Annotated in this window: 11 protein-coding genes; 5 read left to right on the forward strand and 6 right to left on the reverse strand. The window is 68.3% G+C overall.

Going from position 1 to position 14342, the window contains the following annotated elements:
* Positions 1-81 precede the first annotated feature (81 nt).
* The 3 genes from AB0I12_RS36200 to AB0I12_RS36210 are packed head-to-tail and all read right to left on the reverse strand — an operon-like array spanning position 82 to position 5356.
* Positions 82-2640 (reverse strand): glycosyl hydrolase, encoded by a 2559-nt coding sequence (locus tag AB0I12_RS36200; RefSeq protein WP_359938853.1) that lies wholly within the window; start codon positions 2638-2640, stop codon positions 82-84.
* Positions 2641-2700: 60 nt separating this feature from the next.
* Positions 2701-3834 carry a hypothetical protein gene (locus AB0I12_RS36205; RefSeq protein WP_359938856.1) on the reverse strand — a complete coding sequence of 378 codons (1134 nt, stop codon included), beginning with the start codon at positions 3832-3834 and terminating at the stop codon, positions 2701-2703.
* Positions 3821-5356, reverse strand: coding sequence for an FAD-dependent oxidoreductase (locus tag AB0I12_RS36210; RefSeq protein ID WP_359938858.1), 1536 nt, complete (start codon positions 5354-5356; stop codon positions 3821-3823). Before AB0I12_RS36210 ends, AB0I12_RS36205 begins: the two co-directional genes overlap by 14 nt.
* Positions 5357-5428: 72 nt before the next feature.
* On the opposite strand from AB0I12_RS36210, the gene AB0I12_RS36215 reads away from it, so the two are divergent.
* Positions 5429-6154 carry a helix-turn-helix transcriptional regulator gene (locus tag AB0I12_RS36215; RefSeq protein ID WP_359938861.1) on the forward strand — a complete coding sequence of 242 codons (726 nt, stop codon included), beginning with the start codon at positions 5429-5431 and terminating at the stop codon, positions 6152-6154.
* 86 nt (positions 6155-6240) lie between these two features.
* Positions 6241-6363: a hypothetical protein gene (locus tag AB0I12_RS36220; protein WP_359938864.1), complete on the forward strand. Its 123-nt coding sequence runs from the start codon at positions 6241-6243 to the stop codon at positions 6361-6363.
* A gap of 10 nt (positions 6364-6373) precedes the next feature.
* Here AB0I12_RS36220 and AB0I12_RS36225 read toward each other — a convergent pair whose 3' ends face one another.
* From AB0I12_RS36225 to AB0I12_RS36235, 3 genes are read right to left on the reverse strand one after another with little or no spacing between them, the layout of a single operon-like run.
* Complete coding sequence (locus AB0I12_RS36225; protein WP_359938867.1) at positions 6374-8404, reverse strand: glycoside hydrolase family 36 protein; 2031 nt, start codon at positions 8402-8404, stop codon at positions 6374-6376.
* A 6-nt stretch (positions 8405-8410) separates the two neighbouring features.
* Positions 8411-9160, reverse strand: a complete 750-nt coding sequence (locus AB0I12_RS36230) for an FCD domain-containing protein (protein WP_359938870.1) — start codon at positions 9158-9160, stop codon at positions 8411-8413.
* Positions 9157-10476, reverse strand: coding sequence for an L-fuconate dehydratase (locus AB0I12_RS36235; protein WP_359938873.1), 1320 nt, complete (start codon positions 10474-10476; stop codon positions 9157-9159). Before AB0I12_RS36235 ends, AB0I12_RS36230 begins: the two co-directional genes overlap by 4 nt.
* A gap of 193 nt (positions 10477-10669) precedes the next feature.
* Between AB0I12_RS36235 and AB0I12_RS36240 the strand changes: the two genes are divergently transcribed.
* The 3 genes from AB0I12_RS36240 to AB0I12_RS36250 are packed head-to-tail and all read left to right on the forward strand — an operon-like array spanning position 10670 to position 14330.
* Positions 10670-11662: an ABC transporter permease subunit gene (locus tag AB0I12_RS36240; protein ID WP_359938876.1), complete on the forward strand. Its 993-nt coding sequence runs from the start codon at positions 10670-10672 to the stop codon at positions 11660-11662.
* On the forward strand, positions 11659-12609 hold the full coding sequence (locus AB0I12_RS36245) for a carbohydrate ABC transporter permease (protein WP_359938879.1): 951 nt from the start codon (positions 11659-11661) through the stop codon (positions 12607-12609). The genes AB0I12_RS36240 and AB0I12_RS36245 overlap by 4 nt, the downstream gene beginning before the upstream one ends.
* Positions 12610-12644: 35 nt before the next feature.
* Positions 12645-14330 (forward strand): ABC transporter substrate-binding protein, encoded by a 1686-nt coding sequence (locus AB0I12_RS36250; protein ID WP_359938882.1) that lies wholly within the window; start codon positions 12645-12647, stop codon positions 14328-14330.
* Positions 14331-14342 lie beyond the last annotated feature (12 nt).

Below are 14342 nucleotides of genomic sequence, written 5' to 3' on the forward strand. Positions count from 1 at the left end.
AAAAGGCCCAGCTCGCCTGGCCGGGGGCCGGCGAGCTGGGCAGCAACCACCACATCGTTGCCGAAGGGGCAGGTGTTACAGCTACGGCGCAGTAATCGACGTCACTGTCGATCCGGACACGTACGTCGGCCACACACCGACCGTCACCGTGACCTGACCGTTGCCGTTCGGGGTCACCGTGGTGCTCGAGCCGTACAGGCTGGTGACCTGGATCGGGCCCGTCGCGTTGACGGTCACCGTGGTGTTCGAGCCGCTCGCGGCCCAGACCGCGCGCAACGGCGTACCGTCGTTGGCCGCGTACACCTGGTCGATCAACCCGTTGCCCGGGTTCTCCTTGCCGAGGAACGTCGCGCCGCGGAGCTGGCGTGCCGCGGTGGCGTAGGCGACGTACGACGGCTTGGGGGTGTACTTGCCGAGCGCGTCGCTCTCGTGGTGCACCATCCCGTAGTTGTTCTGCTCGTTGGCCGGGTCGATGCCGTCGTTCTTGAAGTCGTACGCGTAGTACCGGTCGATGTCGTGGCCGGGGACGTCGAGCATCTCGCGGGCCAGGTACATGGCCTGTGTGGGTTCGCTGACCGGTGCCAGGCCGCCGGAGGTGTACCAGCCGGCCTCGGTGATCCAGATCGGCTTGTCCACGCCGCCGTTGTACTGCCGGATCGTGGCCCGGATCTGGTCGAGTTTCGCGCCGAGGCTCTCCGGGGCGCCCAGGAAGTTGTACGGGTGGATGGAGACCACGTCGAGGTACCTGAGCCCGCCGAGCTGGCAGAACGTCTGGAACCAGGCCTGCTGGTTCACGTCGTTGTCGCCACCGCCGACCACGGTGAGACCTGGGTGGTTCGCCTTCAGCTTCGTGTAAGTGGCCTTGAGCAACGCGAGGTAGCTGTCCGGCGTGTAGTTCGACGGCCCGGCCGCGTTCATGTCCCACTCGTTCCAGACCGCGATGTTCTTCACCTGGGGGTACTGGGTGGCGAGCGCGTCCGCGTAGTTGGCGAACGCGGCTCGTCCGGCGTCGGTGTACGGCGCATCGAACGCGTTCCCGGCCACGTCGTCGTACAGGGGATTGCCGTAGTCGGCGATGACCAGCGGATCGACACCGTTGGACTGCCACGACTGCAGGTACGTGGTGACCTTCGCCGGGAAGGAGTAGCTGCCAGGCGTCCTCTCGGCGTCGGTCCAGCTGGCCTCGTCACGGCCGCCGCGGGCCCCGGCCTGGGTCATCAGCGGTACGAGGTCGGGGCTCCAGCTGAAGTTGAAATGCGCGCCCGCGCCTTGGAGCGTGGGCGATGTGGTCGTCGTGACGGCGTCGACGTTGAGTGCGGCCGTCGTACCGCCGCCGCTGATCAGGGCCTTGTCGAGCGTCAGGGTGATCGCCTTCGCCGGCCCGTGCCAGACGCCGTCGTCGGCGCCACCGAAGTGCAGGTACGCCGTGCCGCCGTCGAACCGGGTCACGGTGAGCTGCTGCCACCCGGTCGACGCGGACAGGGCGAGGCGCTGCTGATGGACCTGGCCGGTCGCGTCGGTGAGTCGGAGCCCGATCGCCGAGACCTGGCTGGTCTTGACCCACAGGCTGAGCGACTGCAGGTCGATCGGTACGAACGTGCGCTGGAGAGCGACGTAGTTCCCGCCGCCGGAGAAGTCGGCGGACAGCTTGGCGGACTGAGCGCCCGACTGCGGACCGGCGGTGTCGTACGTGAGGCTGCCGGTGGCACCCGGGAACTCACTGCCGGGGTAGAACGACCAGCCTTCGGCCGCGCTCTCGTAGTTGCCGAGCGGCGTGGTCGGCTTCGCCGCCGGCGCGTTGAGAGTGACGTCGTCGAGGGTGACGCTGCCGCTCGTCGCGCCCGGGATCGCGCCCTTGTCGAGCACCACCTCGACCGCCTTGGCCGGGCCGTGCCAGACGCCGTCGTCGGCGCCGCCGAAATGCACGTACTGCTTGCCGCCGTCGAACCGGGTGACGGCAACCGGCTGCCAGGCACTTGCGCCCGACATTGTCAGGCGCTGCTGGTGGACCTGACCGGTCGAGTCGGTCAGGCGGAAGGTGAGGAAGCTCAGGTTCGGCGACTTGGCCCAGAAACTGACGCTGGTGGCGTTCACCGAGGGAAGCGGACGGCTGACGCTGACGTACGCGCCGCCGGCGCTGAAGTCGGCGGACAGCTTCCCGGAGGCCGTGCCCGAGTGGTTGTCCGCGGTGCTCAGAGCGAAGCTGCCGGTGGCGCCGGGGAATTCGCTGCCGGGGTAGAAGGTCCAGCCCTCGGCAGCGTTCTCGAAGTCGCCGATCCGGTTGGTCGTGAGGCCGGCGACCGCCGACGTACTGAGGGGACTGAGGATCGCGAACGTGGTCTTCGCGCTCGTCGTCCCCGCCTGGACGGTCAGCTGGTACCAGCCGCGGGTGGTGACGGACACCTGCAGCGTGGCGGCCGCGGCCTGGCTGCCGGTCGCCACGACGGTGCCGTTCACGTCGGCGGCCGACCAGGTGACCGACGAGGCGTCGGTGGCGAGACCGATCTTCACCGCCTGACCGTCGGTGAAGACGTTGCCGAGGGTGATGGGGGTGAGGGTGAGTACGGCGGCGTGCGCGGGGGTGATGCTGCCGAAACAGAGAAGGAGGACTCCGAGGACGATGGCGAGGGTGCGTTTCATGCCGGCTCCTTGAGGTTGCGAAACCGCTTTCGCACACCTTGCTGCGGCACCGGGCGGGTGTCAACGGTTCAGGATCACCCGAGGCGGACCTTCCAGCCAGCTCTTCGCCCACCAGTCCGCGAACTCGAGGTCAGCCGGCGCGCCGGCGGGCAGGCCGGCCGTCTCGGCCGCGGGCTCTGGTGCGGGAGCACGCCGAAGCTCCGCGACGACCTCGGCGAAGCGGCGGCCGACCGGCTTCACCCGGTTGCCGACGTCGAGCAGGCCGAGCTCGTACTCGACCGAGTTGAAGCCGGCGTACTCGGGCCGGATGTCGTGCGACGCCCACCAGGACAGACCGGCGACGCCGGGCACCGCCATCGCATGCCTGATCAGCCGCTCGGCGGCGTCCTCGACAGCGACCTCGGTCACCCATTCAGGGGCGACTCCGATCTCCTGGACCCAGATCGGGCGCGGCGCCGTCTGGTGCGCGGCGGCCACCTGCGCGAGGTAGGCGCCGATCGTCCAGGACTTGTCGTCGTGTTCGCCGAAATGGCCGAGGAAACCGCTGAAGTAGGGCCAGGCGTGCACGGTCGTCACATCGAGTTCGTCGGCGAGCAGTGTCCGGCTGAAGCCGGCCTTGCCGGTCGTCCACGGCTGGTGGTCGGCGCCGAGGACGACGGGCAGGCCCGGCGCGGCCGAGCGGACGGCGGCGATCATGGCGCGCGCCCACTCGTCGAGATCCGCACCGGTCGCCGGCTCGCGTTCGCTGCCGACCAGCATGTTGGGTTCGTTGCCGATGTCGATCCCGGCGCCGGCCGGGTGCCGGGCGACGACGTCGGCGACGGCTTCGAGCAACGTCGAAGCGCCGGCGATCGCCAGCGGGTCGGTGAAGACGTTCCGGTCGTGCATCCAGGCCGGGCGGAACACCCAGCCGCTGAGGAATCCGTTGAGAACGGTGACCCAGACGTCCAGCCCCGCGTCGTACGCGCGATCCAGCATCGTCGACAGCCGCCGGAGCGCCGTCGCCGAGACCGAGGTGGGGAACGGCTGGAAGACCGGCCACAGGCACTGGATCCGCACGTGGTCGCAACCGAGCCCTGCGATCGCGTTCAGGTCGTCGGCAATGGACGCCTCGTCGAAGTCGACCCAGGCGTTCCACCACTGCTCGCGCGGCACATAGTTGACCCCGAACGCGGGCCCGTCAGACGTCTGCATGCGTCCCCCAGCTGGTCACCTGGCCGCGTTCGGCAATTCGGGTCAGCAGCTTGGGTACGTCGATCTGCTGTACGTCGGTGCGGTCGCGCAGCGCCTGTACGGCGGCGACCGCGGCGGACTCGGCGAGGACGCAGAAGACGGGCTCCATGCGCGTCGCGGCGTACGCGATGTGCGTCGCGGACAGGCAGACCGGGACCAGCAGGTTCCCGCAGTCGGCCTGTCGCGGGGTGATTGCGCGGTACGGGACCGGGTACGGGCGCCCGGTGCCGAGGTGGCCGCCGATGAACATGTCGCCCTCGGTGGCGACACCCCACTGCCCGGTCTCCGGGTCGCGGTGTGCGATACGCCGTACCGGATAGACGTCCACGCCGAACAGCGCTAGCCCGATGCTGTCCTCGGGATCGGTCCGGTTGACCACGTCGGCGTGGGTGAGGGTGTAGATGCCGTCGAGTCGTCGGGCCACTCGTACGTACAGCTGCGGCGGCCAGCCGTCGGTGTCGGGGAAGATGCTCTTGTCGAGCCCGTACGCGGCTGTCTCCTTTCGGAAGGCCTCGGGTACGGAGGAATCGGTCGAGAGGAAGTGGTGCAGCCCGCGCAGGTAGTCGATGTGCCGGCGCCAGATCCGGGACCGCGTGTCCCAGTCGCCGTCCTGGTACTCGCGGCTGGCACCGAGCGGGGCGTTCGTGACGAGCGACGCGCGCTGGTAGTTGTACTCGCCCGAGTTGAGCCAGCCCGGGAAGATCCCGCGCAGGGCCTCCAGATCGTCCCCGAGGTGCTCGACATACCGCCGTACGAGCTCGTAATCGGCGGCGGAGTAGTCGGCGGGCGGGGTGATCTCGGCGCGGTGGGCCGGGTCGGCGGTGACGTAGAAGCGGAAGTTGTACGCCTGGGTGTAGTCGTCGCGGGCGCCGACCGGCAGGCCGTGATCCTGGTCGAGGAGCGGCAACAGCTCACCGTCGACGTACGGGTCGATCGCGGTCCAGTTCGTGACCGGGCGGACGCCCGCGAAGTCCTCGTGGAAGTCGTCCTGCGATTCGCGGCCGGTCCGGTACGGGACGCCGGCACGCGCCATCAGGTCGCCTTCGTACGACGCGTCGACGAAGACCGACGCGCGGATCTCGAGGTCCGGGACCGACTCGCCGGCCGGCAGCGGGACGCCCCACGGGTCCGGCTGGGACGTCTCCAGCTGGATGGCGGTGATCCGGTTGCCATCACGCTCGGCCGAGCGGACTCGGTGCTCGAAGACGACGGTGATGTCCGCGGAATCGATCCAGTCGTGGAAGGCGCGCAGTACGTCGCGCGGGTTGTCGCCGAAACCGAAGACCGCGTCGCGCGTCAGTCCGCCAACGGCCGCCGGGATCGGGCAGTCCTGGCGCGGCTTGATCCCGGCGCTGAGCATGCCGCCGAGCCGCCGGCCCGGCTCGATCAGGATCACCGAGGCGCCCTCGTCGTACGCCGTCATCGCGGCGACGCAGCCCGCGGGCGTTCCTCCGTACACACAGATGTCGGCTGTCATCGTCATGGCATGTACTGTCGCGCGTCGCTCAGACGCTTGAAAATGGCGGGATCGAGCGTCTCCATATACTTTTTTGCCGTGCTGGTCCTGGATGGTCACCTGCTCGCGGCGCAACGCGACGAGTTCAGCCTGAGCTTCGACACGTACCGCACCTGGTGCCTGCTGCTGCCGCGGACCGGGGCCTTCGCCTTCGAGATCACCGGCCGTCCCGCGGGGGAGGCGCGATTCGGCGACATCGTCGTCTGCCCGCCCGGAGCGACGCTGCGACGCCGGATGCTGCGGCCCACGTCGTTCTTCCACGCCCGCTTCGAGACCGACCTGGAGCCGCCCGCCGGCCGCACCCGCGTGCCGGATCTCGACCGGCTGCGCGCGGACCTCGCGATGCTGGAGCAGGCCGACGCCCCCGCGGAGGTCGTCGCCGCGCACGTCGTCACCGACCTCGTCCTGATGACGCGACGCGCCCGGCGCGACGGTCTCGACGACGAGCTCGTCGGGCGCGCCGCGACGTACCTCCTCGACCACTTCACCTCGCCGGACCTGTCGCTCGCCGACCTGGCGGCGATCCTGGAGATCAGCCCGGCGCAGCTCTCCCGCCGGTTCAAGGCTGTGCTCGGCGTCACACCGGTCGCGTTCCTGCGGGATCGCCGGCTCCAGAAGGCACGCGAACTCCTCGTGGAGACCGACGACACCCTCCAGACGATCGCCGAGCGCTGCGGCTACCGCAGCGCCTTCTACCTCAGCCGCGTCTTCAGCAATCACGCCGGACACTCTCCGTCGGCGTACCGCTACTCCAGCCGATTCTGAAACGCTCAGGTCTCGTTGCCCGATACAACAGGCGGGGAGGAGACCGGATGTGTGAATGCTGCAGGCGCCTGCGCGCCCTGCTCCGAATGATCGAACGCACCGCCGCGCCGTTCGGCGCGGTGGGCGACGACGCTGCTTTGGACGCCTGGTTCGGCTCCCGCTCACCCCTCTTCGGGCCCGACCGTGCCGCGGCGGACCTCCCGGAGTAGTGGACCGGCCTCAGGTGATGGTGGTCACGCGCAGGACGCGGGCGGAGGGCTCGGGGGTCTGCGTGGTGACGGTGAGTACGTCGTCGGCCGCCCAGGTGTAGGTCCAGTCGGTGTCGTCGGCGGGGAAGTGGGGGGTGATCGTGGCGCGGCGGAGGGGGAGGTTGATCGTGGCCGGGCCCGGGCCGCGGTGCCACAGCGTCAGGTACGTCGTGGTCGGACCGGTGAGGGACAGGGCGATCCACTCGTCGGTCCAGTTCGGAAGGCCGAGCGGCCAGGACGGCTCCAGGGTGTCGAGATCCTTGAGGATGTCTCGGTGGGCCGCGAGAGCGGACCGGACCAGGTCGAGCTCGGTCGGCGTCATCCGGTTGAGGTGGCCGGACAGGTACAGACGGCCCGGGACGCCGTTGACGAGTGCGAACGTGAACTGTTCGCGGGTGGTCCCGGTGATCGGGTAGGCCCAGTGACCGGCCTGCTCGGGGAGTACGGCGGCCGGCGCGGCCGCGGTGATCGGTGCGTAGAGCAACGGATCTTCCTGGTCCGAGGTCGACTGCAGGTGCAGGCGGGACAGCATCGCGTAGTCCATCCGCATCGCACCCGAGGCGCAGTTCTCGATCAGCAGGTCCGGATGACGCGTGTGGAGTCCGTCGAGCCAGTCCAGCAGGGCCCGCTGGTGTTCGAGCAGTCCGTGGCCGAGCGACGTGCCGCCCTTGTCGGTTCCGGGGCCGGTCATGGTGTTGTTGTCGAACTTGAAGAAGCCGACGCCGAACTCCGCGACCAGCCGGTCGACGGTGTCGTCGAGGTGCTTGCGGGCGGCCGGGTTGCGCAGGTCGAGCAGGTAGCGCCCGGACTCGGCGACCCGGACGCCGCGGCGGCTGAGGAACGCGTCATCGGGCAGCTCGCCGGCGATCGGGGACCTGACACCGATGACCTCGGGCTCGAGCCACAGACCGGGCACCATGCCGCGCGTGTGGATCCGGTCGATCACCTCGGCGAGCCCGTTCGGGAAGCGGGACGCCGAGGGCTGCCAGGCGCCGACGGTGTTCCACCAGTCGCCCTCGGCGTACCAGCCGGCGTCGATGCAGAAGTAGTCCGCGCCGGCCTCGGCGGCCGCGTCGATCAGCGGCAGCAGCTTCTCGGTGGTCGGATCGCCGAGCAGGGTGTTCATGTAGTCGTTGAAGATCACCGGCATCCGGTCGTCGGCCGGGCGCCGCCGGCGGACGGCGCGCCGCTGCCGGGTGAGCGCGGCGAACGTGGTGTCGCGATCCGTCCCGGCCACGAGTGAGACCGGCACGGACGTGAACGGCGTGTCCTCGGTGAGCTGCACGCTCCACTGGTGTTCCTGGTCCGTCGGGCCGCTCAGCAGCAGGTAGCCGCCGTTCTGGCTCTCGCCGATCTCGTAGTGCCACGGCCCGTTGTGCTCTATCTGCCAGCCGAGCGCGTACGGCGTACCGCGGTCGACGAGCACGCCGATCGGCAGCCGCTCGCCGGTGGACCACGACCCGAGGTTCGTCACCGCGTGCCGTGTCCTGGCGACGTGACGATGGCCGTCGCTGACGATGCCGGCCAGCGCGCCGAGCCGCAGCGTCTCGGCCGACCACCTGCTCTCGGCCATCCAGCTGTTGGCCGCGGAGTACAACTCGGCGTCGACCGACGCGAGACCGACCGCCAGCGAGGACAGGAACGTCAGCTCGAGCGATCCGGGTCCGCTGAGCGATGCCTCCGACCAGGCACGGACGCCGGCGCCCGCCTCGAACACGCTCGTGACGCGCAACGCGCCGTCTTCTTGGACGATGCGCAACGTATCGCCGCTGTCCTCGTGGCGCACGTACCGAAGCCGCTGACCGAGCACCGTCTCGACGTGCCGGTTACTGCTCGGCGATCGCCCGGACCCGACAGCCGCGACTTCGACCAGCGTCTGACTCGTCTCCGCCACCGGCTCGTCGGGGCCGGTCGCGGCGCGTACGGCGACCAGCCGCACCGGCCCGTCGTCGAGGGCGAGGGTCAGGCTCAGCTCAGGAGTACTCCAGCGCAACAGGTTCACGCGGTCTCATTCCGTGGTCGGGCTCACGACGTCTCTCTCGAGGAGGTAGTCCTCGACCGTGAACAGATGGGCGGACATCCGGGTGCGGGCCCGGTCGGCATCGTGGGCGGTGAGTGCGGCGAGGATCGAGAGGTGTTCGCGGTGGGCGGTCTCGTCGGCGCCGGGCTGGGAGATCGATCGGCGCAGCCGGTCCCGCATCGTGCGTCCGCCCAACGCGTCGATCAGCGCGGCCAGCACCGGGTTGCCGGACGCGCCGGCGATGATGCGGTGGAACGCGATGTCGTTCTCGATGACCGTCTCGTGGTCGGGCTCGTCGAGCGCCAGCTCCGCCTCGTTGTGGCTGAGCAGTTCGGCCGCGGCTTCGAGCTCCGCACCGCTGACCCGCTGCGCCGCCAGTGCGGCGGCTTCGGTCTCGAGGACGCGGCGTACCGAGTGCAGGTGGGTCGTTCCACTGCCGTCCTGCAGGTCGACCACGAAGCCCATCGGCGCCAGCAGCATCGACGGGTCGAGCTTGGTGACGTAGGTTCCGTCGCCCTGCCGGGTCTCCAGAACGCCCATCATGGACAGCGCCCGGACCCCTTCGCGGAGAGGGTTCCTGGACACTCCGAGCGCGGCCGCCAGGTCCTTCTCGATCGGGAGCCGGTCGCCAGGCCGGAGCCGGCGGTCGATGATCATCTGCCGGATGCCCTGGACGACGACGTCGGTCTGCGAGACGCCCGGCGTACGGGGCTGCTCGGCCAGCTTGCCCGGCGTCACGGCAGTGGATCCGTATCCGTGCGCGACGTCCAGTAGGCGCCGTCCGGGAACCGGTACGTCTCGACTGACTCCTTGTGCATCTCGGCACTGTAACCGGGCGCCACCGGGAGCATGTACGAGCCGTTTCGCACCACGCACGGCTCGACGAAATGCTCGTGCAGATGGTCCACGTACTCGGTGACGCGACCGTCGAGGCTGCCCGACACGGCGACGTAGTCGAAGATCGCGAGGTGCTGGACGAGCTCGCACAGACCGACGCCGCCGGCATGCGGGCAGACCGGCACGTCGAAGCAGGCCGCGAGAAGGTAGACCGCGAGCACCTCGTTCACGCTGCCGAGGCGGGCCGCGTCGAGCTGGCAGTAGTCGATCGCGCCGGCCTGGAACAGCTGCTTGAACAGCACCCGGTTCATGCCGTGCTCGCCGGTCGCGACGCCGATGGGCGCGACGGCCTTGCGGATCGCGGCGTGACCGAGGATGTCGTCGGGGCTGGTCGGTTCCTCGATCCACAGCGGGTCGAACCCGGCCAATGCCTGCACCCACTCGATCGCCTCCGGGACGTCCCACACCTGGTTCGCGTCGATCATCAGGTGACCGTCCGGCCCGAGCACCTCACGGGCGATCCCGCAGCGCCGGATGTCGTCGGCCAGGTTCGCGCCGACCTTGAGCTTCACATATTTGTAGCCGGAGGCAACGGCTTCCTCGCAGAGCCTGCGCAGCTTGGCGTCGGAGTACCCGAGCCAGCCGGCCGACGTCGTGTAGCACGGGTAGCCGGTGGCCTCGAGCTCGGCGATCCGTTGCTTGCGGCCCTCTTCCTTGCCCGCCAGCAGAGCGACCGCCTGGGCCGGTGTCAGGACGTCGGACAGGTACCGGAGGTCGGCAGCCGCCACGAGTTCTTCGGGGGACATCTCCGACAGCAGCCGCCACAGCGGTACGCCGGCCCGGCGCGCGGCGAGATCCCAGACCGCGTTCATCACCGCGGCGAGCGCGAGGTGGATGACGCCCTTGTCCGGGCCGAGCCAGCGCAACTGGCTGTCCGACTGCAACTCGCGATAGATCCCGCCGAGGTCGGCGCAGAGTTCGTCGACGCTCCGCCCGGTCAGCGCTGCCGCACGTTGTTCGGCCGCGGCCACGCAGAGGTCGTTGCCGCGCCCGATCGTGAACGTGAACCCGTACCCGGACAGCGCCGGGTCGTCGGTGTGCACAACGACGTACGCCGCCGAGTAGTCGCCGTCCTTGTTCATCGCGTCCGACCCGTCCTGGGTCAGCGACGTCGGGAAACGGACATCGACAACCTCTACCGAGGTGATGCGCGGCATGGCGGCCCTCACTGTCAGAGATAGGTGGGATCTTTCGCGACCTCAATTGGCGTTCAGTATGGACCATTGCCGTACACGGCGCTACGATCCCGGCAATTCATAGGATCAATGGTCGTCTTCGGTGGCCCAGGTTTATCGATCATCTTGCCGAATCCGAGGCCGTCCTGACTGCCGGCGTGGACCAGGAGGACGTATGGCAACGCTGACAAGCATCCGGCCGCCGGCCGGCGAGACACCGGCCCGGCCGAAGAAACGACGGCGCCGGGAGCGGCCCGGCATCCAGGGCCTTCGGCGCAGCTTCCGGCGGCACTGGACGCTGTACCTGCTGATGGTCGTGCCGCTGATCTGGTTCGCCGTCTTCAAGTACATCCCGATGTCGAACGCGGTGCTGGCGTTCAAGAGCTTCAACGTCGTCAAGGGCATCTGGGGGAGCCCGTGGGTCGGTTGGCAGAACTTCGAGCTGTTCTTCCACAACCCGGTGTTCTGGAACCTGGTGAAGAACACCTTCCTGCTCTCGGTCTACACCGTGGCGGCCAGCTTCCCGATCGCGATCATCCTGGCGCTGGCGCTGAACGAGATCCGCAACGGCCTGTTCAAACGGACCGTCCAGTTGGTCACGTACGCGCCGTACTTCATCTCCACCGTGGTGGTCGTGTCGATGACGATCCTGGTGCTGTCCCCGCGGCTCGGCATCGTCAACGAGGGGCTCGGGTTCTTCGGCGTACCGTCGGTGGACTTCCTCGGGAACCCGGACTACTTCCGGCACATCTACGTCTGGTCCGACGTCTGGCAGACCACCGGCTACTCCGCGGTCATCTACCTGGCCGCGCTGGCCGGGATCGACCCGGCGCTGCACGAGTCGGCCCGGATCGACGGCGCCAGCCGGCTGCAGCGGATCCGGCACGTCGACCTGCCCGGCATCATGCCGACCGCGGTGATCATCCTCGTCCTTGCCGTCGGCAACATCATGGCGATCGGGTTCGAGAAGGCCTTCCTGCTGCAGAACCCGCTCAACCTGAGCGAGTCCGAGATCATCGCCACCTACGTCTACAAGACCGGCCTGCTGAACGCGGACTTCAGTTCGGCGACCGCCATCGGGCTGTTCAACTCGGTGATCAACCTGGTGCTCCTGCTCGGGGTCAACGCGGTGGCCAAGCGGATCACCGGGAACGGATTGTGGTCATGAGCGTCCAAGCCGAAGCGAGAACCGTGCCGGGCAAGCGGGCCGAACGCCGTGCGGCGCGGGCCCGCCGGATCCGGGAGTCGCGGACCGACCGGATGTTCCTGTTCTGCGTGTACCTGCTGCTGCTCGTCTTCCTGGCGGTGGTGCTGCTGCCGCTGCTGTACATCGTGGCGAGCTCGTTCAGCAGCCCGGAGGCGGTGTCGTCGGGCCGGGTGCTGTTCTGGCCCGTCGAGTTCTCGCTGCGCGGGTACCACGCCGTCTTCGAGAACCCGCAGATCGTGCAGGGGTACGTGAACTCGCTGTTCTACACCGTCGTCGGCACGATCGTCAGTGTCACGATGACGGTCGCGATCGCCTATCCGATGTCCCGCCGTACGCTCGTCGGCCGGAACGTCGTGATGACGGTGATCCTGTTCACGATGCTGTTCACCGGCGGGCTGATCCCGACGTACCTGGTGGTGCAGTCGGCCGGCCTGCTGGACACCCGCTGGGCGCTGATCGTCCCGCAGGCGATCGGCGTGTGGCAGGTGATCATCGCCCGCACCTACTTCCGGACGGCGATCCCGGACGAGCTGGCCGAGGCGGCGCAGCTGGACGGCTGCGGCGACCTGCGGTTCCTGTGGTCGGTGGTGATTCCGCTGGCCAAGCCGATGATCGCGGTGGTCGCGCTGATGTACGCGATCATGCAGTGGAACTCGTACTTCGACGCGCTGATCTACCTCAAGAACCCGGATCTGTTCCCGCTGCAGCTGGTGCTGCGCAACATCCTGATCCTGAACACGACCGGCGGTGGCGCCGTCGACGCCTCGGTCCTCCTGCAACGCCAGCAGCTGGCCGACCTGCTCAAGTACTCGCTGATCGTGGTGGCGAGTGTGCCGGTGCTGCTCATCTACCCGTTCGTCGCGCGCTACTTCACCAAGGGAATCCTGATCGGCGCCGTCAAGGGCTGATCCTCCGCATCCTCTCTACCCCCTGTGAGGGATCTATGTCTGTACAGTTCAGAAGGCGGAGGCGGGCCGCGGTCGTCGGCACGAGTCTCCTGGCACTGGCCCTTGCGGCCTGCTCCGGCGGCGGCTCGGGCGACGAGCAGGCCAAGCCGCTGCCCACGGTGACCGGCAATCCGGCCGTCACCCTCGACGTGTTCGCGCCCCAGGCGGCCGACTGGAACCTGGCCACGAACGACTTCACCAAGGTCGTGAAGGACAAGTTCAACCTCAGCATCAAGTGGCAGACCACGACGTTCGACGGCGGTCCGGCCAAGGAGAAGCGCCAGATCTCGCTGGCCAGCGGCGACTACCCGGACCTGTACCTGCTGATTCCGTGGGTCGACCAGTTCTCGCAGGCCGACCTGCTCAAGCTGTCCAACCAGGGCGTCATCGTGCCGCTGAACCAGCTGATCGACCAGTACGCGCCGAACATCAAGAAGGCCCTGGACGCCACTCCCGAGTGGAAGGCGATGGCGACCGCGCCGGACGGCAAGATCTACGGGATGCCGCAGTGGGTGGACTGCTTCCACTGCACCTACCAGGCCAAGCTGTGGATGAACTCGGCGTGGCTGAAGAAGCTCGGTCTCGAGCAGCCGAAGACCACCGAGGACATGCGCAAGGTCCTCCAGGCGTTCAAGACCCAGGACCCGAACGGCAACGGCAAGGCCGACGAGATTCCGGTCAGCGCGGACGTGCGCGACGTCCTGATCCCGTACTTCATGAACGCCTTCATCTACGACCCGCAGGGCACCAGCGGCAACAACAACTCGACGCTCGTGCTGAACGACGGCAAGGTCGACATCCAGGCGAACAAGGACGGCTGGCGCGAGGGCCTGCGGTACATCAACTCGCTGTACAAGGAAGGCCTCATCGACAAGGGCGCCTTCACGCAGAACCCGGACGCGCTGTCGCAGCAGGGCAACAAGGCCGGCACCGTCGTCCTCGGCGCCGCGACCGTGCTGCACCCGGGGATCTTCGTCAACACCGGCTCGGCGGACGGGCGGGACAAGCAGTACGACGCCGTACCGCCGCTGACCGGTCCGCAGGGCGCGAACTTCACCGGCTACAACTTCCCGAGCGCGCCCGGCGCGACCTTCGTGCTGACCAACAAGGCGACGCCGGAGGAGCAGATCCAGGCGATCAAGCTGCTCGACTACATGTTCACCGAACAGGGCGAGATCAACGCCTTCTGGGGCACCGAGGGCAAGACCTGGATGAAGCCGGAGGCCGGGGACGTCGCGCTCGACAAGTCGCTGAAGCCGGTCTACAAGCAGATCCCGCAGAAGCCGGGGTCGAAGCCGCCGAACTCGGGCTGGCAGGCGCTCGCGCAGTACAACAACACCGCGCAGTACCGGAACTCCGAGGCGATCGGCACCGACATCTACTCGCAGGCCGGGTACGAGCGCCGGCTGTTCGAGGCGACCAAGCTCTACGCCGGCAAGGAGGACAAGTCCAAGGTCTACCCGTACTGGAAGGTGTGGATCGAGCCGACGCTGGCCAACGAGATGGCGACGCTGCAGACCAACATCGACAACTACGTGCAGCAGAACGCGCTCCAGTTCGTCACCGGGTCGAAGAACCTCGACACCGATTGGGACAGCTACGTCAAGGGCCTCGACAGCCTCGGGCTCAAGCGCTACCTGGAGATCCAGCAGACCGCCTACGACAAGATGCCCAACAAGTAGGACCCCTGTGGA

It is taken from the genome of Kribbella sp. NPDC050459, from assembly GCF_040655315.1.
Lineage (GTDB): Bacteria > Actinomycetota > Actinomycetes > Propionibacteriales > Kribbellaceae > Kribbella.

Bases quoted from the DNA above. Each gene is read 5' to 3' on its own strand.
- AB0I12_RS36200 (WP_359938853.1), bottom strand. From the start codon at position 2,640: ATGAAACGCACCCTCGCCATCGTCCTCGGAGTCCTCCTTCTCTGTTTC.
- AB0I12_RS36205 (WP_359938856.1), bottom strand. From the start codon at position 3,834: ATGCAGACGTCTGACGGGCCCGCGTTCGGGGTCAACTATGTGCCGCGC.
- AB0I12_RS36210 (WP_359938858.1), bottom strand. From the start codon at position 5,356: ATGACGATGACAGCCGACATCTGTGTGTACGGAGGAACGCCCGCGGGC.
- AB0I12_RS36220 (WP_359938864.1), top strand. From the start codon at position 6,241: ATGATCGAACGCACCGCCGCGCCGTTCGGCGCGGTGGGCGACGACGCT.
- AB0I12_RS36235 (WP_359938873.1), bottom strand. From the start codon at position 10,476: ATGCCGCGCATCACCTCGGTAGAGGTTGTCGATGTCCGTTTCCCGACG.
- AB0I12_RS36240 (WP_359938876.1), top strand. From the start codon at position 10,670: ATGGCAACGCTGACAAGCATCCGGCCGCCGGCCGGCGAGACACCGGCC.
- AB0I12_RS36245 (WP_359938879.1), top strand. From the start codon at position 11,659: ATGAGCGTCCAAGCCGAAGCGAGAACCGTGCCGGGCAAGCGGGCCGAA.
- AB0I12_RS36250 (WP_359938882.1), top strand. From the start codon at position 12,645: ATGTCTGTACAGTTCAGAAGGCGGAGGCGGGCCGCGGTCGTCGGCACG.